General features: G+C 62.4%; 14 protein-coding genes. 6 read left to right on the top strand and 8 right to left on the bottom strand.

Annotated elements, in window-relative coordinates:
• Positions 1–78: 78 nt before the first annotated feature.
• Genes PBDP_RS07645 through speB form a run of 3 tightly spaced genes read right to left on the bottom strand, consistent with a single transcriptional unit; the run spans position 79 to position 3,012 of the window.
• Positions 79–1,590, bottom strand: coding sequence for a purine-cytosine permease family protein (locus tag PBDP_RS07645; protein WP_116831727.1), 1,512 nt, complete (start codon positions 1,588–1,590; stop codon positions 79–81).
• Positions 1,591–1,644: 54 nt separating this feature from the next.
• Complete coding sequence (locus PBDP_RS07650; RefSeq protein WP_116831728.1) at positions 1,645–2,052, bottom strand: YybH family protein; 408 nt, start codon at positions 2,050–2,052, stop codon at positions 1,645–1,647.
• Positions 2,053–2,061: 9 nt separating this feature from the next.
• Entirely contained in the window at positions 2,062–3,012 is a 951-nt protein-coding gene (gene speB / locus PBDP_RS07655; protein WP_212802048.1) for an agmatinase, read from the bottom strand.
• A gap of 339 nt (positions 3,013–3,351) precedes the next feature.
• Here speB and PBDP_RS07660 point away from each other — a divergent pair, with 339 nt between their 5' ends.
• Together PBDP_RS07660 and PBDP_RS07665 are read left to right on the top strand one after the other, a co-directional pair.
• Complete coding sequence (locus PBDP_RS07660) at positions 3,352–4,245, top strand: LysR family transcriptional regulator (protein ID WP_003184133.1); 894 nt, start codon at positions 3,352–3,354, stop codon at positions 4,243–4,245.
• A gap of 2 nt (positions 4,246–4,247) precedes the next feature.
• Entirely contained in the window at positions 4,248–4,850 is a 603-nt protein-coding gene (locus PBDP_RS07665; protein ID WP_109755803.1) for a tRNA-uridine aminocarboxypropyltransferase, read from the top strand.
• Between the two features lie 143 nt (positions 4,851–4,993).
• Here the strand turns inward: PBDP_RS07665 and PBDP_RS07670 are convergent, their stop codons facing one another.
• From PBDP_RS07670 to PBDP_RS07680, 3 genes are all read right to left on the bottom strand, one after another.
• A complete protein-coding gene (locus tag PBDP_RS07670) occupies positions 4,994–6,358 on the bottom strand; it encodes an HlyD family type I secretion periplasmic adaptor subunit (RefSeq protein ID WP_116831730.1) in 1,365 nt (454 codons plus the stop codon).
• A 107-nt stretch (positions 6,359–6,465) separates the two neighbouring features.
• On the bottom strand, positions 6,466–8,625 hold the full coding sequence (locus tag PBDP_RS07675; RefSeq protein WP_116834191.1) for a type I secretion system permease/ATPase: 2,160 nt from the start codon (positions 8,623–8,625) through the stop codon (positions 6,466–6,468).
• 27 nt (positions 8,626–8,652) lie between these two features.
• The gene (locus PBDP_RS07680; RefSeq protein WP_109755801.1) at positions 8,653–10,011 is read right to left on the bottom strand and encodes a TolC family outer membrane protein; all 1,359 of its coding nucleotides are present in this window, start codon (positions 10,009–10,011) and stop codon (positions 8,653–8,655) included.
• Between the two features lie 453 nt (positions 10,012–10,464).
• Here PBDP_RS07680 and PBDP_RS07685 point away from each other — a divergent pair, with 453 nt between their 5' ends.
• Entirely contained in the window at positions 10,465–19,032 is an 8,568-nt protein-coding gene (locus tag PBDP_RS07685) for a retention module-containing protein (RefSeq protein WP_212802049.1), read from the top strand.
• Between the two features lie 161 nt (positions 19,033–19,193).
• Here the strand turns inward: PBDP_RS07685 and PBDP_RS07690 are convergent, their stop codons facing one another.
• Entirely contained in the window at positions 19,194–19,589 is a 396-nt protein-coding gene (locus PBDP_RS07690; protein ID WP_109751311.1) for a YbaN family protein, read from the bottom strand.
• An 8-nt stretch (positions 19,590–19,597) separates the two neighbouring features.
• Entirely contained in the window at positions 19,598–20,185 is a 588-nt protein-coding gene (locus PBDP_RS07695; protein ID WP_109751312.1) for a UPF0149 family protein, read from the bottom strand.
• Positions 20,186–20,659: 474 nt separating this feature from the next.
• On the opposite strand from PBDP_RS07695, the gene recQ reads away from it, so the two are divergent.
• The 3 genes from recQ to PBDP_RS07710 all read left to right on the top strand — a co-directional run bounded on the left by recQ (position 20,660) and on the right by PBDP_RS07710 (position 25,419).
• Positions 20,660–22,786: a DNA helicase RecQ gene (gene recQ, locus PBDP_RS07700; RefSeq protein ID WP_109751313.1), complete on the top strand. Its 2,127-nt coding sequence runs from the start codon at positions 20,660–20,662 to the stop codon at positions 22,784–22,786.
• Between the two features lie 117 nt (positions 22,787–22,903).
• Positions 22,904–23,338, top strand: coding sequence for a MarR family transcriptional regulator (locus PBDP_RS07705; protein WP_003199001.1), 435 nt, complete (start codon positions 22,904–22,906; stop codon positions 23,336–23,338).
• Positions 23,339–23,457: 119 nt separating this feature from the next.
• Positions 23,458–25,419 carry a FimV/HubP family polar landmark protein gene (locus tag PBDP_RS07710; RefSeq protein ID WP_212802050.1) on the top strand — a complete coding sequence of 654 codons (1,962 nt, stop codon included), beginning with the start codon at positions 23,458–23,460 and terminating at the stop codon, positions 25,417–25,419.
• The last annotated feature ends 101 nt before the right edge of the window (positions 25,420–25,520 follow it).

A 25,520-nucleotide genomic window follows, 5' to 3' on the forward strand; every position in this document is an offset into this window, starting at 1 on the left:
CAGCAGTCGCCATCAGCGGCCGCGACGCGCCCCAGCGGGAGCAAGCTCCCTCGCCACGGGTCTTTCGTTGATCTCGGGTCAGGCGGTCTGGCTGAGGGAGGGTTTATCGATTGGCTCCGCAGCACCCTTGCTACGCGGATCCCCCGGCCCATACACCGCTGCCGGCTCTGGAAACAGCCCCAGCAACACCAGGTACACCACCGAAGCCAAACCCAGGGTCACCGGCAGGCTGATGTCGATCCCGCCGGCCAGTTCCCCCAGCGGCCCGACGAACTGGCCCGGCAGGTTGACGAAGCACAAGCCCACCAACGCGCTAGGGATCCACGCCCCCAGGCCGCGCCAGTTCCAGCCGTGGCTGAACCAGTAGCGCCCGCCGGTTTCGCCACGGGTGAACACTTGCAGGTCATCCGGGCAGTAGAAGCCGCGGCGTATCAGCAGGCCGATGATCATGATCACCATCCACGGCGTGGTGCAGGTGATGATCAGTACGGCGAAGGTGGACACGCTTTGCACCAGGTTCGCGGCGAAGCGGCCGATGAAGATGAAGGCAATCGACAGCACGCCGATCAGCAGTGTCGCCTTGACCCGCGACAGCACCCGTGGGAACACGCTGGACATGTCCAGGCCGGTGCCGTACAGCGACGTGGTGCCGGTGGACATGCCGCCGATCACCGCGATCAGGCACACCGGCAGGAAGAACCAGCTCGGCGAGACCGCCAGCAGGCCGCCTACGTAGTTGTTGGCCGCGATGTAGTCCGGCGCCTTGATCGCCACGATGGTGGCGGTGGCGAGGCCGAACAGGAACGGAATCAGCGTCGCCAGTTGCGCGGCGATCACCGCCAGCATGATGCGGCGCTTGGGCGTGTTGCGCGGGATGTAGCGCGACCAGTCACCGAGGAACGCACCGAAGGAAATCGGGTTGCTCATGGCCACCAGCGCCGCGCCGATGAAGGCGGCATAGAAGCCCGGCTGGCCGAGGCTGACGGTGCCGGCGAACTGGCTGTCGAAGGTCGGCGCGAAGGCCACGATGCCCAGCAAGAACAACAGGCTGGCGGCCCACACGGCGATGCGGTTGACCCACAGCATGAAGCGAAAGCCGTAGATGCACACGGTCAAGACCAGCAAGGCGAACAGGCCGTAGGCCAGGCCCAGGCTCAGGTCGGTTTCCGGTACGCCGATCAACCGCTTGGCACCGCCGATCAATGCGTCTCCGGAACTCCACACCGACAGTGAAAAGAACGCGATGGCGGTCAACAGTGACAGGAACGAACCGACGATCCGTCCGTGCACGCCGAAGTGCGCACCGGAAGACACCGCGTTGTTGGTGCCGTTGAGCGGGCCGAACAGGCCCATCGGCGCGAGGATGATCGAACCCACCAATACCCCCAGCACAATCGCCCAGACTCCAGCCTGGAATGACAGGCCGAACAGCACCGGGAAACTGCCGAGCACTGCGGTGGCAAAGGTATTGGCGCCGCCGAAGATCAGGCGAAACAGATCGCCTGGGCCGGCGGTGCGTTCGTGGTCGGGGATCTGTTCGACCCCGAAGGTTTCGATTTGCGTAAGGCTGTTGTCGTTATTGTTATTCATGATCTGCTCCGATCATAAAGGCGCGCTCATCGAGTGTGAGCGTCGCCTGTTTGGCTAAGGGATTGGCAGCCCTTCCGGCATTGCGGACAAATGTTCGTGACAGGCCAGCCATAGGCCTTGTTGTTCTTGGCGAAACACAATGGTTTCGCGCTCCTGGCTAAAGTGAAGCTCCCCTTGCATGCGCAGCTCGGTGGCCACGTCATGGATGAAAACCGCCACGTCCCCTTGCAGGCTGACGAAGGCGTTGCTTGAGGTGCAGTCCAGCACCTCGAAGCCATCCTCGGAGCGCCAGCGGTCCCACAACGCCTGGTAGGCATCGCGTGACAGCAGGGGCTGTTCGAGGGTGTGGAACACGAAACTCGCATCGGCCGTGAACGCGCCGAAGTAGGCGTCACGGTCATTACGGGCGAAGGCCGACACCAGTTGTGCGGCGGCCTGGCGTACTTGGTCCTGTTGGTTCATGGGCGCACCTCAGCGATGAACCACGCCGGGCAGTACGCAGAGCATCTCGTACAGCAGGTTGGCGCCCAACAGCGAAGTGTTGCCGGTGGTGTCGTACGGTGGCGAGACTTCTACCAGATCGCAACCGACCAGGTCGAGACCCTGGCAGCCGCGCACGATTTCGATTGCCTGGATAGTGGTCAGGCCGCCGATTTCCGGGGTGCCGGTGCCAGGGGCCCAGGCAGGGTCGATGCCGTCGATGTCGAAGCTCAGGTACACCGGACCGCCGCCGACTTTCTCGCGCACTTCGGCCATCAGCGGGGCCAGGGATTTGTGCCAGCACTCTTCGGCCTGGACCACGCGGAAACCCTGGTTGCGGCTCCAGTTGAAATCATCGGCCGTATAGCCCTGGGCCCGCAGGCCGATCTGGACCACGCGGTCGCAGTCGAGCAAGCCTTCTTCCACGGCGCGGCGGAAGGTGGTGCCGTGGGCGATTTTCTCGCCGAACATGTGGTCGTTCACATCGGCGTGGGCGTCGATGTGCACCAGGCCGACCTTGCCGTGTTTCTTGTGGATCGCCCGCAGGATCGGCAGGGTGATGGTGTGGTCGCCGCCCAGGGTCAGGGGAATGACGTTGTGTTTGAGGATCTTGTGGTACGACTCCTCGATGATCCGCACCGCATCCAGCAGGTTGAAGGTGTTGATCGCCACGTCTCCGATGTCGGCCACCGACAGCGAGTCGAACGGCGCGGCGCCAGTGGCCATGTTGTAGGGGCGGATCATCACGGATTCGGCGCGAATCTCCCGCGGCCCGAAACGGGTGCCAGCGCGAAGGGAGGTGCCAATGTCCAGCGGCACGCCGACGAAGGCTGCGTCCAGGCCGGCAGCGGTCTGCAAATGGGGGAGTCGCATCATGGTGGCGATGCCGCCGAAGCGCGGCATTTCGTTGCCGCCCAGTGGTTGGTGAAGAATCTTGTCCACGGGTAGGGCCTCATCGTTGTTTTATTTATCAGGGGCCGATTCTGCGAAAAGCCTGGGAGGGGAAGAATCGCTGGGGGCAAATACTTAGTTCAGATTTTTCTAAACTAATGTGGGAGAGGGCGATAGACTTCGCAGCAGTGCAGTCCTGGAGGACAGGATGCCCCTGTGGCGAGGGAGCTTGCTCCCGCTGGGCAGCGAAGCGGCCCCAAAACCATTCACCTCGGTGAATCAGACAGACCGCGTCGCCAGGTTTACGACGGCTGCGCCGCCGAGCGGGAGCAAGCTCCCTCGCCACAACAGCGCGACAAGTGCTATCCATATGTGATCGGGAGACACCCAATGGCCAACGCTCTACCCGACCTGAAACTGCTGCGCATTTTCGTCAGCGTGGTCCGGCACCAGGGGTTCGCCAATGCCCAGCACGAACTCAACCTTTCCACGTCGGCCATCAGCACCTATATGAGCCAGCTTGAATCAGCCCTGGGCCTGGTGTTGTGTCATCGCGGCCGGGGCGGGTTCAGCCTGACCAGCAAGGGCGAGTTGTTCCATCAGGAAACCCTGCGCCTGCTGGGCGAACTCGAAGGGTTCGAGCAGTACGCCGCCGCGCTCAAGGGCGAATTGCGCGGCACGTTGAACCTGGGGGTGATCGACTCCACGGTCAGCGACAAGGCCTTGCCATTCGCCGAAGCCATCGGCGCCTACAGCCAGGAGCATCCGGCGGTGCATTTGCACCTGTCGGTCATGAGCCCTTACGAACTGCAACTCGGCGTGCAGGACAACCGCCTGGACCTGGCCATCGGTGCGTTTTCCACGCGCATGAGCGGGCTGGTCTACATGCCGCTGTACCGCGAGCAGCACTGGTTGTATTGCAGCAACCGCCACCCGCTGTTCAACGAGCGGCGCATCCCCGAGCAAGTCATCACCCAGCAGCGCATGGTCGGGCGCGGTTACTGGAGCCAGGCCGAGCTGGCCCGCCATGGCTTCAAGCACAGCGCGGCGACGGTGGAGAGCATGGAGGCGCAGTTGATCCTGGTGTTGTCCGGCGCCTACGTCGGTTACCTGCCTGAGCACTATGCCCAGGCGTGGGTCGACAAGGGCGATTTGCGTGTGTTGCTGCCGGCGACCTTCGGTTATCAGGCGCCGTTTTCGATGATCGTGCGCCGTGGTCGCAGCCGCGAGCCGCTGATCCAGACATTCCGTGATTTGCTCAAAGCTCAACTGAATCAGGCCTGACCATGTCCAGAACTCAATGCTCGCGCTGCCAACGACCGCAAAGCCATTGCTTGTGCCCGTTGATCCCCAGCCTCGACAGCCGCACCCGGGTCTTGCTGTTGCAGCATCCCAGCGAAGTGGACCATGCCTTGAACACGGCCAGGCTGGCGGCGCTGGGGCTCAACAATGCCGAGTTGATCGTGGGCGAGGTGTTCGAGGACTTGCCCAGGCTGCTCAATCCACCGGGTTATCGGGCGCGGTTGCTGTTTCCCAGTGAGGATGCGCAGCCGCTGCAGGCTTATGTTCCGTCCGAGGAGCCGCTGCTGTTGGTCGTGCCCGACGGTACCTGGCGCAAGGCGCGCAAGCTGCTGCACCTCAACCCGTTGTTGGCGGCGCTGCCGAGGGTGACCTTGGCCGAAGGCGGCGTGTCCCGTTATCGCTTGCGCAAGGCCCCGGGGCCGGGGGCGTTGTCGACGGTGGAGGCGATTGTCCAGGCGTTGCAGACATTGGAAGCGCCAAGCAGCTTCGAGCCGTTGCTCAGGCCGTTCGAGGCATTGATCGAGGGGCAGATTGCGGCGATGGGGGAGGAGACCTACCAGCGTAACCATGCTGAGAATAGGTCGTGACTGTGCTGGCCTCATCGCGAGCAGGCTCGCTCCCACATTGGATCTGTGGTGTTAGCAGATTTGTGCATGCACTGGAGATCAACTGTGGGAGCGAGCCTGCTCGCGATAGTGGTAGAACAATCAATGAAGTCTCAGCTCAGGGGCTACCGCTCGCGCATCGCCTCGGTCCGCGCCTTCAACACCGGCTTGAGCAAGTAATCCAGCACGCTTTTCTCCCCGGTAATGATATCCACCGTCGCCACCATCCCCGGAATGATCAGCAACGGTTTGGCATCCCCGCCCAAATGATTTTTATCGGTGCGCACCTGGATCAGGTAGAAGCTGTTGCCCTTGTCGTCGGTGATGGTGTCGGCGCCGATCAGTTCGAGCTTGGCGCTCAGTCCGCCATAGATGGTGTAGTCGTAGGCGCTGAATTTGACCATGGCTTTCTGGCCCGGATGCAGGAACGCCACGTCCTGGGGGCGAACCTTGGCTTCGATCAGCAGGTTGTCTTCCAGGGGCACGATTTCCACCATGTCGTTGCCCGGCTGCACCACGCCGCCGATGGTATTGACCTTCAGTTGCTTGATCACCCCATGCACCGGCGAGACCACGGTGGTGCGGGTCACGCGGTCGTCGATGGCGATGCTCGAGGCGGTGATTTTCGACAGTTCGGTGCGTTTCTCGTTGAGGTCCTTGGCCGCTTCGGAGCGGAAGGTCTGTTCCGATTCGTCGATCTTGCTCTTGATCTCGTTGATAGCCGATTCGGCCCGGGGAATGGCCAGGGTGGTGGCGTTGAGTGAGCCGCGGATTTCCACCGCGCTGCGTTTGAGCCGCAGGATCTCCACCGGCGACACCGCTCCGGTGCGTACCAGCGGCGCGGACATGTTCATTTCCTCTTGCAACAAGGCCAGGGCGGAGCTGAACTGGCCTTGCTTGGAGCGAAACTCCGCCAGTTCCTGGGTCTTCTGCCGCAGTTGTTCGGTCAGGGTCCGTTGTTCGCTGGCCAGGCGCCGTTGCCGTTGTTCGTACAGGGAGCGTTCGTCCTCGGCCACTTGCGGCGCCTTGGCGGTGACCTCTGCCGAGAGCGCGAACGGGCGCCCCTCGGCCTCGGCCGACAGACGCTCGACCTGGGCCGTCAGCGCATAACGGTCAGCCTCGCTTTCACCCTTGTTCGACAGGAACCGCGTATCGTCCAGGCGCAGCAGGGTGTCGCCCTTGTTCACCATCTGCCCTTCGCGCACGAAAATCTCGGTGACGATGCCGCCCTCCAGGTTCTGGATCACCTGGACCTTGCTCGACGGAATCGCCTTGCCTTCGCCTGTGGTGACTTCTTGCAAGACCGCCAGTTTGGCCCAGACCAGCCCGGTGACGATCAAGCCGGCGGCCAGCCACACGGTGACCCGCGAGCGGCGCGGCGAATCCTGCAATGTGGCGCCGGCGGTTTCCGCCATGAACTCGCTTTCGGCGCTTTTGCTGAAACTGCCGAAGTAGCTTCGGGCGGCTGAATCCGGGGTTTGAGCAGACATGGGGCGGTACCCGTCAGTTAAGTGAAATAAAGCCGAACACATACCTGTGGCTTGAGAGGGTTATCTGTGAGAGCAAGGCTTGCTCCCACAGGTTGCTGTGTTGGCAGCTATACCGCCGCAGACCCCACCCGTCCCTTGCGCAATGCATCGATCACCGCGTCCTTCGGTCCATCCGCCACGATCCGGCCGTTGTCCAACACCACCAACCGATCCACCAGACTCAGCATCGAGGTGCGGTGGGTCACCAGCAGCACGGTCTTGCCCTGTACGTGGGTGTGGAGCTTTTGTCGCAAAACGTCTTCGCTGCTGTTGTCCATGGCGCTGGTGGGTTCGTCCAGCAGCAGGATCGGCGGGTCGAGCAACAAGGCCCGGGCCAGCAGCACGGCCTGGCGTTGGCCTCCGGAAAGCAACTGCCCACGTTCGCCCACTGGGCGGTCGAAGCCTTGGGGGTGTTGGCGCGCCAGTTCCGTGACGCCGGTCAGTTCCGCCACTTCCAGCATGCGCGCGTCGCTGATGTAGCGGGCGCCGAGGGTGAGATTGTCCCGCAGGCTACCGGCCAGCAGCGGCAGGTCATGGGCGACGTAGCCGATCTGTTGGCGCAGGTCGGCGACGTCCAGTTGCCGCAGGTCCAGGCCGTCCAGCAGCAACTGGCCTTCCTCCGGCGCGTAGAAGCCCATCACCAGGCGCGCCAGGGTGCTCTTGCCCGAACCGCTGCGACCGATGATCCCGACCCGTTCGCCGGGCTTGAGGCTGAAGCTGATATTGGCCAGTGCGGGGGAGCTCTGGCCGTTGTAATGGAAGGTCACGCCGTTGACCTCCAGCGCGCCCTGCAATTGGGTGCGATCCAGTGGCCGTTGCTTGGCGTCACGCTCCTGGGGCAATGCCATCAAGGCATCGGTGCTGCGCATGGTGAGCTGGGCTTGTTGGTAGCGAGTGATCAGCCCGGCGATCTGCCCGAGAGGGGCGAGCACCCGGCTGCCGAGCATGTAGGTCGCCACCAGTGCGCCGACGCTGAGGTTGCCGGCGATGATGCTGTAGACCCCGGCGACGATGGTCGCCATGCCGGCCAGTTGTTGCAGGAACAACGTGCCGTTGGTCGCCAATGCCGAGAGGTTGCGCGCATGGCTGTCCAGGCGGGTGAGGGCGCCGTGGGTGCTTTCCCACTGATGCTGGCGTTCGCTTTCGGCACTGCAGGCCTTGAGGGTTTCCAGGCCGCCGAGGGTTTCAATCAACAAGGCTTGGCGCTGGGCACCCAGGGCCAGGCTTTTTTGCACGGTGTCGCGCAGGCGCACCTGGATGATCATCGCGAAGACAATGGTGATGGGAAACGCCACCACTGGAATCACCACCAGCCAGCCACCGAGCAGGCCGATCACCACCAGCATCAGCAGGGCGAAGGGCAGGTCGATGAGGCTGGTGAGGGTTACGGCGGTGAGAAACTCCCGCAGGCCCTGGAAGTCATGGATGCTCTGGGCGAAGCCGCCGATGGTCACCGGCTTGGCCTTCATCGCCATGCCGGTGATGCGCTCGAACAGGGTGGCGGAAAGAACCACGTCGGTTTTCTTGCCGGCAGTGTCCAGCAGATGGGCTCGCACCACCCGCAACACCAGTTCGAAACCAGTGCCGATCAGCAGCCCCACGGCCAGCACCCACAAGGTTGACGTGGCCTGGTTCGGCACCACGCGATCGTAGGTCTGCATGACGAACAGCGGCACCATCAGGCCCAGCAGATTGATCAGGAAACTCGCCAGGATCGCGTCGCTGTACAGCCAGCGCGACAGTTTCAAGGTGTCGCGAAACCACGCCTCGACCCGCGGCACCAAAGGCGAGCGCAGGTCTTCGAGTTCATGGCGCGGCCGGGCGAACAAGGCCTGGCCGCTGTAATCGAGGGCCAGTTCCTCGCGACTGACCCATTGTTCGCCGCCGTCGGCTTCGCTGGGCAGGATCAGCGCCTTGCCATCCTCACCCCAGCGCCGCAATACCGCACAGCGGCCGCCCACCAGGACCAGCATCACCGGCAGGTTCAGGGGCGAGATATCCGCCAGCTCACGACGCAACAGTCGCGCCTGCAAGCTCGCCCGGGCCGCTGCGCGTGGCAGCAGGTCCAGGCTCAAGCGTTGGTGCGCCATAGGAAGCCCGGCGCTGAGGCTGGCGCGGCTGACCGTCGCGCCATGGAGTTTGCAGAGGATCAACAGGCCGTCCAGCAAGGGATCATCGAAATTCAGCCGCGGATCAGCGCCGGGGGTTGCAGGTTCCATGCTGGTCACATTGATCGCTCCCATTTTTCGGGGGGACTACTTCAGTTCCGGCAGCCGGGCCTGATTCTTGACTTCGGTCTGCGCGACCGCGTCGGCCGGCAGCACGATCCGTTGCTTGTGCAACAGCAGGCCCATGTTCGCCAGCACCCGGTACATCGAGTATTCCTCGGTGTAACGCACCTCGGTGTAGCGACGGTTGGCGTTGTACAGCTCGTTTTCGCTGTCGAGCAGGTCGAGCAGGGTGCGCTGACCGAGACCGAACTGATCCTGGTAGGCGGCCCGCACACGGGAAGTGGTTTCGGCGTATTCCCGGGCGGTAGGCGTCTGTTTGCGAGCGTTGAGCATTGCGTTCCAGGCCAGGCGCGTGTCTTCGTTGAGCTGGCGCAGGGCATTGTTGCGGATGTCCATGGCCTGGTTGATCTGGTGGGCGTTGGAGGCCAGCCGCGCCTTGTCGCTGCCACCGCGGAACAGGTTGTAGTTCATCACCACGCCGACCCGCCAGTTGTTGTCATGGCCTTCTTCGCCACCGATGTTGTTATTGGCGCCCACCGCCGCCTCGGCATCGAAACGGGGGTAGAACGGTGACTTCGCCACTTCGTACTGGCTTTCGGCGGACTGTATGTCGGCCTGGGCCGATTTCAGGTACGGGTTGTTATCCACCATGCTTTGCTGGGCTTCGCGCAGATCGGCGGGGATTTCGCCCTTGGTCGAGGGCGGCATTTCCAACTCATCGGGCATGCGCCCGACCACGCTGTAGAAATTCGCCTCGGCGTCGGCCAGGTCCACCTGGGCGGTGTCGTAGTTGTTTTCCGCCAGGGCTCGACGGGCATTGGATTGGTCGGAGTCGGCGGTGCTGCCCACCCCACGTTCGGTGCGCAGGCCGATCTGGTCGTTGACCCGCAGGTGCGCCTGCAGGTTGTTCTTGGCCAGGGTCACCAGTTCGCGACGCTTGAGCACTTCCAGGTAGACCTCGATGGTACGTAGCGCCAGATCCTGGGCGGTGCCCTGGGCGTAATAGGCCCGGGAGTTGACCACGCCCTGGGTACGTTCCACTTCATTGGCGGTGTTGAACCCGTCGAAGATCATCTGCCGCAGGCGCAGCTCTGATTGGGTGTAGGTCAGGATATTGGTGTGGTGGTTGCCCAAGGCCCGGGTGTTGGTGTTGTCGCTGTAGCCGCGACCGTAACCGGCATTGAGATCCACCGACGGGAAAAAGCCCCCCCTGGCGACCTTGACGTCTTCATTGGCCGACAGACGGCTGTCCACCCGTTGTGCCAGCTCCGGGTGGGTAGCGATGGTGCTCTGGATCGCTTCGGTCAAGGACATGGCCTGCGCCTGAGAAGAGCAGGCCATGGCCAGCAAAACCGCGCTGCAGAGGGGGGTTAGAACGCGCATGGGGTGCATCTCCTGAGGGCTGTAGTGCTTCGTTGTCGCCAATATATTGACGTATTTAAGATCAAAACCGTTTCAACCTTGTAACAACACAGCTAAGAACATCCTGCGCAAAACCTAAGAAGAATTTCTCATAACGCTTATGCCGAAAAAAACTTATGTACTTGAAAAAAACCAGCACATTGTTCAAAGCGAAAGCCTTTGAATTCGCGGGTTCTGACGGCTTTTAGGCGTCAATAAAAGTTCCGTTCAGTTTTTTAAGCGATGTGAAGAAGTGCCGAAAGGGCGATGTGAGAAGCAAGGTTGTGTGACGGTTTTTTGTCGTTTTGGCGAATTGCCAGCACCTTCCGCTTTCACGAAAGCTGGCAGATTTTCCAGCTTTCCCGGTCGCCAACCTGAGGACGGATTCTTCACCCAGACAGGTGCCGATTGCGGTCGGCAACGGAGGAAATGCACATGGCAGCGCTCATCGGTATCGTCAGTAAAGTGGTCGGGCAGGTTTTCGCAGAAGCGGCCGGTGGCCTGCGGCGGCCTTTGGTCGAAGGCGACCGGCTCTATGCCGGCGAACACCTGATCACCGGGGGCGAAGGGGCCGTGGCGGTGCATCTGCAAAATGGCCAGGAATTGACCTTGGGACGCGGAAGCAACCTGACCCTCACCCCACAGCTGCTTGCCAACCACGCGCCCCATGTCGACACGCCTGAAGCGCTGACACCGAGTAACGCGCAACTGACCGACGTACAAAAACTGCAACAAGCCATCGCCGCCGGTGCCGACCCGACCCAGACCGGCGAAGCCACGGCCGCGGGCCCCGAGGGTGGTAACCCCGGAGGCGTGGGCGGCGGGCACAGTTTCGTGTTGTTGGAAGAAGTCGGTGGCGAGGTCGATCCGCAGATTGGCTTCCCCACGGCCGGGTTCAACGGGATACCCGAGTTTCCGCAACTGCGCCTGGCCGGTGATCCGGATAACGACGGCGATAGCACCGTGCCGCCAGTCACCCCCGAAACACCAGACAACCCCGTGACCTTGGATGGCGTGGACGTGGAAGGCGGCGAACTGACCACCAATGAGGCCAATCTGGCCGATGGTTCGGCGAGCAACCCAAGTGCACTGGTGCAAAGCGGCACCTTCACGGTTTCTGCCCCCGATGGGCTGAGCAGCCTGAGCATCGGCGGCATCAGCGTGATTGCTGGCGGTGTGCCCGCAGGTTTCCCTCAAACCATCACCTCGGCGCTGGGCAACACGTTGACCATCACCGGCTACAACCCGACTACCGGCGTGGTCAGCTACACCTACACTCTGACGGACAATGAAACCCATCCTGCCGGTGGCGGTGCCAACAACATCACCGAACAGTTCCCGGTCGTTGCCGTCGATTCCGATGGCGACACCGCTACCGGGACCCTGGATGTCAACATCACCGACGACGTGCCCCAGGCGATCGACGACAGCCACGCCAACACAGCCTCGGAAACCCTCGTCACCCTCACGGGTAACGTATTGACCAACGATCACCAGGGCGCCGACCGGATCCCCACCGGTCCCGACAGTGGGCCGATCATTGGCGGGACGTTCACCGGTACCTACGGCACTCTGGTGCTAAACCCCAATGGCACGTACACCTACACCCTGAACACCAGCGACCCGCAATTCGTCGCGTTGCACGGTGGCGGAAGCGGCACCGAGACGTTCACCTACACCCTGACCGATGCCGATGGCGATACCAGTACCGCGAACTTGGTGTTGCAAGTGCACAACAACGACGACCCGGTGATCATCACTGGCCTCGACACCGAGGGTGGCGAGTTGGCGGTCCAGGAAAAAAACCTCAGCGACGGCAGCAGCCCGGATGCGCCGGCCCTGACGCAAAGCGGTACTTTTACGATTACTGCTTTGGACGGTGTGCAGACCTTGAGCGTCGGCGGCATCAACGTCGTCACCGGCGGCGTGGCAGCCGGTTTCCCGCAATCGATTACCACCGCACTCGGCAATACGTTGACCATCACCGGCTACAACGCCACCACGGGCGTGGTCAGCTACAGCTACACGCTGCTGGACAATGAAGCCCATCCAAACGCCAACGGTGCCAACAACCTGAGCGAGCAATTTGCCGTCGTTGTCACCGACGACAACGGCACCACCGCCAACGGCAACCTCGACGTGAACATCGTCGACGACCTGCCGAAAGCCGTGGACGACAGCAACGCCAGCACCGCTTCGGAAACCAACCTGACCCTGACCGGCAGCGTGCTGACCAATGACACCCAAGGCGCGGATCACGTGGCCTCCGGTCCGATCACCCCTGGCACTTTCACCGGCACCTACGGCACCCTGGTGCTCAACGCCGACGGCTCATACACCTACACCCTCAACACTGCCGACGCCGATTTCAAAGGTTTGCACGGCGGCGGCAATGGCAGCGAGACCTTCACCTACACCCTGACCGATGCCGATGGCGACACCAGTACCGCGAACCTGGTGTTGCAAGTGCACAACAACGACGACCCGGTGATCATCACTGGCCTCGACACCGAAGGCGGTGAGCTGACGGTCCAGGAGAAAAACCTCAGCGACGGCAGCAGCCCGGATGCGCCGGCCCTGACGCAAAGCGGTACTTTTACGATTACTGCTTTGGACGGTGTGCAGACCTTGAGCGTCGGCGGCATCAACGTCGTCACCGGCGGCGTGGCAGCCGGTTTCCCACAATCGATTACCACCGCGCTGGGCAACACCCTGACCATCACCGGCTACAACGCCACCACAGGCGTGGTCAGCTACAGCTACACGCTGCTGGACAATGAAGCCCATCCAAACGCCAATGGTGCCAACAGCCTGAGCGAGCAATTTGCCGTCGTTGTCACCGATGACAACGGCACCACCGCCAACGGCAACCTCGACGTGAACATCGTTGACGACCTGCCGAAAGCCGTGGACGACAGCAACGCCAGCACCGCTTCGGAAACCAACCTGACCCTGACCGGCAGCGTGCTGACCAATGACACCCAAGGCGCGGATCACGTGGCCTCCGGTCCGATCACCCCTGGCACTTTCACCGGCACCTACGGCACCCTGGTGCTCAACGCCGACGGCTCATACACCTACACCCTCAACACTGCCGACGCCGATTTCAAAGGTTTGCACGGCGGCGGCAATGGCAGCGAGACCTTCACCTACACCCTGACCGATGCCGATGGCGACACCAGTACCGCGAACCTGGTACTGCAAGTGCACAACAACGACGACCCGGTGATCATCACCGGCCTCGACACCGAGGGTGGCGAGTTGGCGGTCCAGGAAAAAAACCTCAGCGACGGCAGCAGCCCGGATGCGCCGGCCCTGACGCAAAGCGGTACTTTTACGATTACTGCTTTGGACGGTGTGCAGACCTTGAGCGTCGGCGGCATCAACGTCGTCACCGGCGGCGTGGCAGCCGGTTTCCCGCAATCGATTACCACCGCACTCGGCAATACGTTGACCATCACCGGCTACAACGCCACCACGGGCGTGGTCAGCTACAGCTACACGCTGCTGGACAATGAAGCCCATCCAAACGCCAACGGTGCCAACAGCCTGAGCGAGCAATTTGCCGTGGTTGTCACCGACGACAACGGCACCACCGCCAACGGCAACCTCGACGTGAACATCGTTGACGATCTGCCAAAAGCCGTGGACGACAGCAACGCCAGCACCGCTTCGGAAACCAACCTGACCCTGACCGGCAGCGTGCTGACCAATGACACCCAAGGCGCGGATCACGTGGCCTCCGGTCCGATCACCCCTGGCACTTTCACCGGCACCTACGGCACCCTGGTGCTCAACGCCGACGGCTCATACACCTACACCCTCAACACTGCCGACGCCGATTTCAAAGGTTTGCACGGCGGCGGCAATGGCAGCGAGACCTTCACCTACACCCTGACCGATGCCGATGGCGACACCAGTACCGCGAACCTGGTGTTGCAAGTGCACAACAACGACGACCCGGTGATCATCACTGGCCTCGACACCGAAGGCGGTGAGCTGACGGTCCAGGAGAAAAACCTCAGCGACGGCAGCAGCCCGGATGCGCCGGCCCTGACGCAAAGCGGTACTTTTACGATTACTGCTTTGGACGGTGTGCAGACCTTGAGCGTCGGCGGCATCAACGTCGTCACCGGCGGCGTGGCAGCCGGTTTCCCACAATCGATTACCACCGCGCTGGGCAACACCCTGACCATCACCGGCTACAACGCCACCACAGGCGTGGTCAGCTACAGCTACACGCTGCTGGACAATGAAGCCCATCCAAACGCCAATGGTGCCAACAGCCTGAGCGAGCAATTTGCCGTAGTTGTCACCGACGACAACGGCACCACCGCCAACGGCAACCTCGACGTGAACATCGTCGACGACCTGCCGACTGCCCACGCTGATTCCGCCTCGGTGGATGAAGGCGGGACGGTCAGTGGCAACGTCCTGAATAACGACGAAGGCGGTGCCGACGGGCCGGCCGCGAGTGGGGCGGTGATTGGCGTGCGCGCTGGCAACGACACCTCGACCCCGGCGATTGGCGGCTTGAATACCCAGATCAACGGCACCTATGGCTACCTGACCCTGGACGCCAACGGCAACGCCGTCTACCACAGCAACCCGAACACCGTCAGCGCCCCGGGTGCCACCGATGTGTTCACCTACACCGTGCGCGACGCCGACGGCGATGAAAGCACCACCACCATCACCATCGATGTCCACGATGTCTGCCTCGTCGCTACGCCAGACCAGGAAGTCAGCGTCTACGAAAAAGCCCTCGACCTGAACCAGGACGGCCAGGACCTGGCGCCCGGCACCGTCACCGGCAGCGCCCCAAGCGCCACCAGCGAGACCGCCAGCGGCAGCCTTGTCGGTTCGGTCAGCGGCGCCGTTGGCGCAGTCGCGTTCGCGCTAGTGGGCAACGCCACCGGTGCCTACGGTCAACTGTCGCTTCAGCCCGACGGTTCCTATACCTACACATTGACTGCGCCAGCCACCACCACGCCTCACGCCAACGACGGCCCGAATGTGTTGAGCGAAAGCTTCACCTACCAGGCCACAGACTCGTTGGGCAATACCGTCACCAGCACCATCGTTATCGAGATCGTCGACGACGTGCCCAGCGCCCATGCCGATGTTGCCTCGGTGCTGGAGGGCGGCACGGTCAGCGGCAATGTGCTGGACAACGACGTACTTGGCGCCGACGGCGGCATGGTGATTGGTGTGCGCGCCGGCAACGACACCTCGAACCCGGCGATTGGCGGCTTGAACACTCAAATCAACGGCACCTACGGCTACCTGACCCTGGACGCCAACGGCAACGCCGTCTACCACAGCAACCCGAATACCGTCAGTGCTCCGGGTGCCACCGATGTCTTCACCTACACCGTGCGTGACGCCGACGGCGATGAAAGCACCACCACCATCACCATCGATGTTCACGAAAGCTGCCTCGTCGCCACATCGGACCAGGAAATCAGCGTCTACGAAAAAGCCCTCGACCTGAACCAGGACGGCCAGGACCTGGCCCCCGGCACCGTCACCGGCAGCGCCCCGAGCGCCACCAGCGAGACCGCCAGCGGCAGCCTTGTCGGCTCGGTCAGCGGCGCCGTGGGCGCAGTGACCTTCGCGCTGGTGGGCAACGCCACCGGAGCCTACGGTCAACTGTCGCTTCAGCCCGACGGTTCCTACACCTACACCCTGACGGCGCCAGCCGCCACCACGCCTCACGCCAACGATGGCCCGAATGTGTTGAGCGAAAGCTTCACCTATCAGGCGACGGACTCGTTGGGCAATACGGTCACCAGCACCATCGTCATCGACATCGTCGACGACGTGCCCAGCGCCCATGCCGATGTTGCCTCGGTGCTGGAGGGCGGCACGGTCAGCGGCAATGTGCTGGACAACGACGTACTCGGTGCCGACGGCGGTGCAGTCATTGGTGTGCGCGCCGGCAACGACACCTCGAACCCGGCGATTGGCGGCTTGAACACTCAAATCAACGGCACCTACGGCTACCTGACCCTGGACGCCAACGGCAACGCCGTCTACCACAGCAACCCGAATACCGTCAGTGCTCCGGGCGCGACCGATGTCTTCACCTATACCGTGCGCGACGCCGATGGCGATGAAAGCACCACGACCATCACCATTGACGTGCACAACAGCTGCCTCGTTGCGGAAACCGATCACGAGATTACCGTCTATGAAAAAGCCCTGGACCTGACCCAGGATGGCCAGGACCTGGCCCCCGGCACCGTCACCGGCAGTGACCCGAGCGCCACCGGGGAAACCGCCAGTGGCAGCTTGGTCGGGTCGGTCAGCGGTGCCACGGGCGCCGTCACCTTTACCCTGGTGGGCAACGCCACGGGCGCCTACGGCCAGTTGCTGCTCCATCCTGATGGGTCGTACACCTACACCCTGACCTCGCCGGCCAGCACCACGCCCCACGCCAACGATGGTCCGAATGCCTTGAGCGAAAGCTTCACCTATCAGGCCACAGACGCCTTGGGCAACAGCACCACCGGTAACCTGGTGGTCAGCATCGTCGATGACGTGCCAAAGGCCGTTGCGTCCGAGCGTTCGGTCACGGCGGTGGAGATCGATACCAACCTGCTGATCGTGCTCGACGTCTCTGGCAGCATGAAAGATGCCTCCGGCGTGCCGGGGCTCTCGCGGATGGACCTGGCGAAACAGGCGATCAGCGCCTTGCTCGACAAATACGACGACATGGGCGATGTGAAAGTCCAGCTCGTGACCTTCAGCGGCAGTGCCACCGACCAGAGCACCCTGTGGGTGGATGTGGCAACTGCCAAGACGCTGATCTCGGCGCTGAGCGCGCACGGTGACACCAATTATGATGCTGCCGTGGCGATGGCCAAGACTGCGTTCGAAAATCCAGGCCAACTGACCGGCGCACAGAACGTCGGCTATTTCTTCTCCGACGGCAAGCCGACCTTGGGTGAAATCGGCTCGGCAGACGAGGCCGCCTGGAAAGCCTTCCTCGACGCCAACGGCATCAAGAACTACGCCATTGGCCTGGGCAGTGGCGTCAGCAACGCCCACCTCGACCCGCTGGCCTACGACGGCAGCGCCCACACCAACACCAACGCGGTGGTGGTCACCGACCTGAGCCAGCTCAACTCGGTGCTTTCCGACACCGTGCAAGGTGCGCCGGTCACTGGCAACCTGCTGGGCGAGGGGGGCTCGTTCGGCGCCGATGGCGGGTTTGTCAAAAGCCTGGTGGTCGACGGCACCACGTACAGCTACGACCCGGCGGCCAACAGTGGCCAAGGTGCACTGAGCGCCAGTGGCGGGGCCAACCACGGCTCTTTCAATACCGTCACCAACACGTTGAGCATCGCCACCGATCACGACGGTACCCTGGTGGTCAACCTGGATACCGGTGCGTTCAGCTACACCTCCCAGACTGCCACCAGCACCTTGATCACCGAGCACATCGGCTACACCGTCAGCGACAATGACGGTGACCTGGCGAGCTCCAACCTGGTGATCAATGTCGTGCCCAACAGCCCACCGATCGCCGTCGACGACAACATCATCACCAACGTGCTGTCGGGCAACATTGTGATCCCGGGTGAGCTGCTGCTGGGTAACGACAGCGACGCCAACGGCGATCCGCTCACCGCTTCGCCCACCAGCTTCAATACCGGCTGGGCCGCCAAGGGCTCGGACTTTACCGGCAGTACCGGCACGGTCAGTTTCACCGGTAACAACGTGCAGTCAATCAACCTCAGCCGCAGCGCCTTTGTCGCCAATACCGCGAGCATGACGGCGGCGCTGGTGGTCAGCGGTGCACTGGGGATGGTGTCCAATAACAATGCCAACGATGAGGACCGGCTCAACATCAGCCTCAAGCAGGGTGAAACCCTCACCCTGGACCACAACCTGGCGGCCGGTCGCATTGCCATGGAGTATTCACTCAACGGCGGGCCTTTCATCGCGATCAGTGACGGCGCTTCTTTCACCGCGGCAGCGGATGGCAACTACCAGATCCACGTCACCAACATCCCCAATGCGGGCGGTGGAAACGCCAACGCTGCGGAAAACTATCAACTGACCCTGACCGTCAACTACGCCGGGGCGCAGGACAGCACGTCGGATTACCACGGCAGCTACACCGCCAGCGACAATCATGGCGGCAGTGATAGCGCGTCGGTAGGCATCAGTTACCAGGCCGGCCATACCCTGACGGGCACCGCCGGGGACGATGTGCTGATGGCCGGCGGCGGTGACAACACCCTCAATGCTGGCGACGGCAACGACATACTCAGCGCCGGTTCGGGCAACAATACCTTGCACGGCGGGGCAGGCAATGACTTGCTCTACAGCGGCGCGGGCAACGACCTGCTCGATGGAGGTACGGGCAATGACACCGCGAGCTATGCTCATGCGACCGCCGGGGTCACCGTCAACCTGGGCCTGCTGGCGGCGCAGAACACCTTGGGCGCCGGCACCGACACGCTGACCGGTATCGAAAACCTGATCGGTTCGAACTTCAATGACACCCTCACCGGCGACGGCGCCAGTAACCGCATCAACGGCGGATTGGGCCATGACGTGCTCAATGGTGGTGGCGGCGACGACTTGCTGATCGGCGGCCTGGGCAACAACACCCTGACTGGCGGCAGCGGTGCCGATACCTTCCAGTGGCAAGCGGGTAACAGCGGCCATGACGTGATCACCGACTTCACGCCTGGCCTCGATAAACTCGACTTGTCCCAACTGTTGCAGGGGGAAAACGGCAGTGCGGCGTCACTGGACGATTACCTGCACTTCTCTGTCACCGGTAGCGGTGCGTCGCTCGTGACCAGTATCGACGTCAGCGCCACCGCTGGCGCTACGCCAAGCCAGACCATCGACCTGGCCGGCGTCAACCTTGCCAGCCACTATGGCGTCACGCCGGGCGCGGACGGGATGATCGCGGGCGCGGACACGGCGACCATCATTAACGGCATGTTGAATGACCATTCGTTGAAGGTGGACACGGTGTGAGGGCTGCTGTGGCGAGGGGATTTATCCCCGTTCGGCTGCGCAGCAGTCGCAAACCGGTCGGTAGGGGCCATCTGTCGCTGCGCGGCGTCTGGTTTTGGGGTTGCTTTGCAACCCAGCGGGGATAAATCCCCTCGCCACAGGGGAATGCGCCGCACTCATACTCAGGGTTTTCGCAATGTCTTCTGCCTGAGGATATAAACCGTCACCAGCACCGCACTGGTAAGCATGAACCCTCGCGCCCACGGCAAGGGCACCAGGTAGCAGGAAAAGAGGATGCTCGCCCACATCAGCCCAATGGCGTAGACCTTGCCCTTGAGCGGGATGCCGTTGCCGCTGAGGTAGTCGCGGATCCACGGGCCGAGGCGGGGATGTTCCACCAGCCATTGGTAGAAGCGCGGCGAGCTGCGGGCGAAGCACGCTGCGGCCAGCAGCAGGAAAGGGGTGGTGGGCAGTACGGGGACGAAGATGCCGATGACCCCCAGCACCACGCTCAACCAGCCGATGGCCAGTAGAGCGTAACGCAGGATCAACGGGCGGTTGCCGATGGGCGCGGACACCCGGTTACTCAGTGGTGACGAGGCTTGAGGATCGCCGGTTTCTCGTCCGGGGCGTTGCACAGCAGGTACAGGGCGGTGAGGGCTTCGGGGATCTGGACGATCATGTCGTCCATCAGGTTCGCATCGGCGGCGATGTCGGAGAACTCCGGTTGTTCGTCGAACAGGCCGGAACCGACCATGATCGGCAGCAGCATTTCGCTGACTTCCTCTTCGGCGGTTTCGAACCAGGCGGCTTCGCGCAGGAACACGCCTTCCATGAAACCGATGCACCAGCCACGCAGTTCCGAATCGTCCGGGTCATCGCCCAGGTCCAGTTCGCAGGGCAGTTCGAATTCTTCGTCGGAGGCCAGTTGGCGGGCGATGTGGGCCTTGAGGCCGACCAGCGTGGATTCGATTTCGGCGCGCTGGGCTTCGCTGGCGTAATGCGGCTCTTCGGCGAACAGGGCGTCGATCCACTCACGGTCCGGCACCTGTTCGGAGCAGATGGACAGGGCGGTCAGGTAGCCATGAGCGGCCACGTAGTCCAGCGCTTCATCGTGCAGCTCATCGGCATCGAGGAAGACTTGCAGGCGGGTCAGTTGCTCAGCGAAGGACATTACGGGCTACCTTGGGGAATAAACAATGCGGGAATTCTAGGCCTTCTTGAGCGCCCAGGCCAGCCGCGTGGTGTATTTGCCTTGCCCATGAGGGCAGGGTTGGGGGGCGTACCGAAAAAGAAGGGCTGAACTCGGTCCCTGTGGCGAGGGGATTTGTCCCCGTTGGGCTGCGCAGCAGACCCAAAATGGCCACCTGAGTTTGCGATCCACCTGGTAAGCCGAGAGGGCTGCTGCGCAGCCCGGCGGGGATAAATCCCCTCGCCACACATGCAGTGTTCGGCTTCCTTATCTTCAAAGTCCAAAGAGCCTCTTGTCAGCGACGCCCTTCGCAACGAAGGCCTCGGGTATACTGCCGCGTTTTGTGATGCCCTGCGGCGTCCGCCGGTCTGAAACGCGCACTTACGATTCGCCGGTGCAGCTTTTGCGATTCTGAACCAGCCTTGCAGGGATGTTTCGGTGATTTTTGGAGTTTCTATGCTCGAACAGGCTCAACGCGTCCTCAAGGACATCTTCGGCTACGACAGTTTCCGTGGCCGCCAGGGTGCCATTATTGAGCGCGTGGCCAGCGGTGGCGATGCCCTGGTGCTGATGCCCACCGGCGGCGGCAAGTCCTTGTGCTTCCAGGTGCCGGCGCTTCTGCGCAACGGCCTGGCGGTGGTGGTTTCGCCGCTGATCGCGCTGATGGACGACCAGGTCGCGACCCTCGAGGAGCTGGGTGTCGCCGCCGCTTCGCTGAACTCCACCCTCAGCGCCGAGCAACAGCGGGACCTGGCGACGCGCATCAAGCGCGGCGAAGTGAAGATGTTGTACCTGGCCCCGGAACGCCTGGTGCAGCCGCGCATGCTGGCGTTCCTGCAGAGCCTGGAGATCGCCCTGTTCGCCATCGACGAAGCCCACTGCGTGTCCCAGTGGGGCCATGATTTCCGCCGTGAATACCTGCAACTGGGGCAACTGGCGGAACTGTTCCCCGACGTGCCGCGCATCGCCCTGACCGCCACCGCCGACAAGCGCACCCGCGAAGAAATCGTCGAGCGCCTGCACTTGCAGGATGCCGAGCGGTTCCTGTCGAGCTTCGACCGTCCCAATATTTTCTACCGCATCGTGCCCAAGGAGCAGCCGCGCAAGCAGTTGCTGGCGTTCCTCGCCGAGCGCCGTAGCGATGCAGGCATTGTCTATTGCCTGTCGCGCAAAAAAGTCGATGAAGTGGCAGCGTTTCTGTGTGAGCAGGGGTTCCCGGCGTTGCCATATCACGCGGGCCTGCCCAACGACCTGCGGGCCTATCACCAGAAGCGCTTCCTCAACGAGGAAGGCCTGATCATGGTGGCCACCATTGCGTTCGGCATGGGTATCGACAAGCCCAACGTGCGCTTTGTCGCGCACCTGGACCTGCCCAAGTCCCTCGAGGCGTATTACCAGGAAACCGGGCGGGCCGGCCGTGATGGCTTGCCGGCCGACGCCTGGATGGCCTACGGCCTGCAAGACGTGGTGATGCTCAAGCAGATGCTGCAGAACTCCGAAGGCGATGAGCGCCACAAGCGCCTGGAACAGCACAAGCTCGACGCCATGCTCTCGCTGTGCGAAGAAACCCGCTGCCGTCGCCAGACCCTGCTGGCCTATTTCGATGAAGACATGCCTCAGCCGTGCGGTCATTGCGACAACTGCGTCGATGGCGTGGAAACCTGGGACGCCACCGAGCCGGCCCGCCAGGCCCTGTCGGCGATTTTTCGCACTGGCCAGCGCTATGGCGTGGGGCATCTGGTGGACGTGTTGCTGGGCAAGGACAACGAGAAGATCCGCAACTTCGGTCATCAGCACCTTTCGGTATTCGGGGTGGGCAAGGCCCGCACCGAGAGTGAATGGCGTTCATTGTTCCGACAACTCGTGGCCCGCGGCCTGGCCGACATCGACCTGGAAGGCTACGGCGGCCTGCGTTTGTCTGAAACCTGCCGGCCTTTGCTCAAGGGTGAGGTCACCCTCGAACTGCGCCGCGACCTCAAGCCGGCAACGGCGATCAAGAGCAGCAAGAGCCAGGCCAGCCAACTGGTGCGCGGCGAAGAGCGCGATCAATGGGAAGCCTTGCGCGCCTTGCGTCGCAAGCTGGCCGAAGAACACGGCGTGCCGCCGTACGTCATCTTCCCCGACTCGACGCTGCTGGAAATGCTCCGCAGCCAGCCCACCTCCCTGGCGGAAATGGCCCGGGTCAGTGGCGTCGGCGCGCGCAAGCTGGAACGCTATGGCGAGGCCTTCCTCCAGGTACTGGGCGGCGAGGCCGAAGCACCGAAAGCGGTGGCCGATGTACGCCACGAACTCATCACCCTGGCTCGCGCCGGCATGACGCCGTTGCAGATCGCCGGGCAATTGCAGTGCTCGGAAAAGAACGTCTACACGATGCTGGCCGAGGCCATCGGCAAACAGCAGTTATCCCTGGAACAGGCACTGGATCTGCCCGAAGAGCTGATGGGAGAGGTACAGGACGCGTTCCTGGATGGCGAAGGCGAGTTACCGCCAGTGTCTGAAGTCGCTGCATTGTTTGTCGGACGAGTTCCCGAAGGCGTGCTGTACTGCGTCAGGGCTGCGTTGCAGTCGGAATTTGAAGTCTGATCAGTCAGTTGCGTTCCTTTAACGATTCAGTGCAAGGCGAACCTTGCTTGAATCCAAAGCTCATGCTTAGCTGACTAATAATTAGTTTTTCTCTATTTCAGATCTGATGAGTTTTTTATGCCGTTAACCGATCAACACCGTTTTGGCATGCAGTTGGCGCAAATGTCTCGCGGCTGGCGTGCCGAACTGGACCGTCGCCTGGCCGGGTTGGGCTTGTCCCAGGCGCGTTGGCTGGTGCTGCTGCACCTGGCCCGTTTCGAACAGGCACCGACCCAACGTGAACTGGCCCAGAGTGTCGCCGTCGAGGGGCCGACCCTGGCCCGGTTGCTCGACAGCCTGGAAACCCAGGGGCTGGTGCAGCGCCAGGCCGTGGCCGAGGATCGCCGGGCCAAGAAAATCGTGCTGTGCGCACCGGCCCTACCGTTGATCGAACAAATCGAAACCATCGCCACGCAATTGCGTCGTGAGTTGTTCGAGGGTGTCGACGAGGCGGACATGCGCGTGTGCATGCGGGTCCACGGTACGATCCTGGCCAACCTGGAAAAATCCTGAGGCAGATCCCTGGCGTCAGACTTTTGAGATTCGCCGGTTAGCGAACTATAACCAGTAGTAAGCGTTCCTATTGGGGGCGTTTACGCCGAGGTTGGTTCTGGTAATCGAAAGGGATGCCCATGCTTGAAAGTTTGCAGTCCACGTTGCGCAGTTGGGTCAACGTGTCGGTCGTCGTGGGTGCCCTGGGGTATTCGGCCTTGGCGTCAGCGCTGGGGCTTGGCGAGATCACGCTCCATTCTGCCCTGAACCAGCCGTTGCGCGCCGATATCGCCTTGGTCGATGTGGCTGGGATCGGCGAGGGCGATCTGTCGGCCAGTCTGGCGAGCCCGGACGATTTCAGTCGTGCGGGTGTGGAGCGGGTGTTCTTTCTCAATAACTTGCGCTTCACCCCGGTATTGCGCGGGGAGCGCAGCTTCATTCGGGTGACTTCCAGCAAACCGGTGGAGGAACCGTTTCTCAATTTCCTGGTGCAGCTCAATCAGCCCAACGGGCGCCTGTTGCGCGAATACACCGTACTGATCGACCCGCCGGGCACACCGGGTATCATGCCGGTCCGTGACGAACCTGCCGAGGCCCCGCAGCCCGCGATGCCGGCGATCAAGCCGCCCCCGGCGCTACAGGGCAAGCGCTACACGGTGGTGCCGGGAGACAACCCCTGGATCATCGCCAAGCGCCTGCATGATGCCGGTAGCAATGCGTCGGTCAATGAACTGATGCAGGGCATCCAGGCCTTGAACCCCGGCAGCGACCGGCTTTCCATCGGCCAGCGCTTGTTATTGCCTGACTCAGCCGTGCTGCCGACGTCTGCTGCAACCAGCGCCGGCCAGGCATCCGTTGCGTCCGATGAACAACTGGCCGCCAGCGTGCTGCAAAACCAGCAGCAACAGAAAACCATCGATGAACTGCAAGCCCGGCTCCAGGCCCAGGATGAGGAAATCGCTGGCCAGCGCAAGCAGATCAGCGAATTGCAGACCCGGTTGGCCGAAGTGGCGCCAGCCCCCGTTGCAGCGGCGCAACCGCAGCCGCAGCTCCCCGCATCGGAACCGGCACCGGACGCACTGCCCGCTACAGAGCCGGTTGTCGAGCCAGAGGGCATCAATTGGTCATGGGTGGCGGGGTTGGTGGGCCTGTTGGGGTTGCTGGCGCTGTTGCTATTGGTTCGGCGCCGGCAGCAGCAGGCCGAGTTGGAGCCGATAAGCGGGCGTCCCGGGCCGATGCTGGAGGAGGGCGACGAAACCTTTGCATCAATTCCCGATACGGAGCCGTCCGAGCCCGCGGCATCGTTCAATAATGGGGATGCGCCCTTGGGTGATGTGCTGGAGGGCGTCGGGATTTACCTGACCTACGGTCGTTTCGCCGAAGCCGCGGGGCTGTTGCGTGCCGCGTTGCTGGCGGAGCCGGAACGCACCGACCTGGGTCTCAAGTTGCTGGAGGTACTGGGCAAGCAGGGCGATGTCATCGGTTTCCAGGCCCAGGAACATCATCTACTGGCACAGGGTATCGATGCCGGGATGTTGGCGGAAATCCGTGGTCGTTACCCCAAGGTTGCCGCGATCGCTGCACCGACAGTGGCATCGGCGCAACCTCAGGTACCGGTTCCTGCATCTGCTCCCGAACGTGAGCCGGTGCCCAGTGACGAATTCGAGTTGGACCTGGATGCACTGTCCATGGAAACCAGTTGGGACCTGGCCGATGCCCAGGACAACACTGTCAGAAAAGACGCTGATTCTCCCCTTGCCGCCGATGTGGCCGATGGCTTGTCGCTTTCAGGCTTCGACGAACCGGACTTGCAATGGGAAGCGCCGCTGGAAACCGAGTCATTGGACGATGCCTTTCTCGACGGTTTTGCCGATGAGGAGCAGTCGCTGGAGCTTGAGCCGCTGACCCTTGAACCTGTTTCCCTGGACGCCATGCCCCTCGAACCCCAGGCTCCGGAACACTCGCTCAAGCTGGAGCAGGCGCAGAATTGCATCGATGATGGGGACCTGAAGACCGCCGTCTCCCTGCTTGAAGAACTGCTCGAAGAGGGGGACGAACCTTTGAAGCAGACTGCGCGAGTGCTATTGGCCGGGATTCGCTGAACTTCGGATTGGTGAACCCCAGCGAGCCCGTGTGGGAGCAAGCCTGCTCGCGATTGCGGTGGGGCAGCTTGTTCGATATTGAATGTGCCGACGCTATCGCG

Origin of the sequence: Pseudomonas sp. St290 (assembly GCF_018325805.1) — a bacterium.
In the GTDB taxonomy this organism is placed as follows: domain Bacteria; phylum Pseudomonadota; class Gammaproteobacteria; order Pseudomonadales; family Pseudomonadaceae; genus Aquipseudomonas; species Aquipseudomonas bijieensis.

Bases quoted from the DNA above. Each gene is read 5' to 3' on its own strand.
- PBDP_RS07645 (WP_116831727.1), bottom strand. From the start codon at position 1,590: ATGAATAACAATAACGACAACAGCCTTACGCAAATCGAAACCTTCGGG.
- PBDP_RS07650 (WP_116831728.1), bottom strand. From the start codon at position 2,052: ATGAACCAACAGGACCAAGTACGCCAGGCCGCCGCACAACTGGTGTCG.
- PBDP_RS07660 (WP_003184133.1), top strand. From the start codon at position 3,352: ATGGCCAACGCTCTACCCGACCTGAAACTGCTGCGCATTTTCGTCAGC.
- PBDP_RS07665 (WP_109755803.1), top strand. From the start codon at position 4,248: ATGTCCAGAACTCAATGCTCGCGCTGCCAACGACCGCAAAGCCATTGC.
- PBDP_RS07670 (WP_116831730.1), bottom strand. From the start codon at position 6,358: ATGTCTGCTCAAACCCCGGATTCAGCCGCCCGAAGCTACTTCGGCAGT.
- PBDP_RS07680 (WP_109755801.1), bottom strand. From the start codon at position 10,011: ATGCGCGTTCTAACCCCCCTCTGCAGCGCGGTTTTGCTGGCCATGGCC.
- PBDP_RS07685 (WP_212802049.1), top strand. From the start codon at position 10,465: ATGGCAGCGCTCATCGGTATCGTCAGTAAAGTGGTCGGGCAGGTTTTC.
- PBDP_RS07695 (WP_109751312.1), bottom strand. From the start codon at position 20,185: ATGTCCTTCGCTGAGCAACTGACCCGCCTGCAAGTCTTCCTCGATGCC.
- recQ (WP_109751313.1), top strand. From the start codon at position 20,660: ATGCTCGAACAGGCTCAACGCGTCCTCAAGGACATCTTCGGCTACGAC.
- PBDP_RS07705 (WP_003199001.1), top strand. From the start codon at position 22,904: ATGCCGTTAACCGATCAACACCGTTTTGGCATGCAGTTGGCGCAAATG.
- PBDP_RS07710 (WP_212802050.1), top strand. From the start codon at position 23,458: ATGCTTGAAAGTTTGCAGTCCACGTTGCGCAGTTGGGTCAACGTGTCG.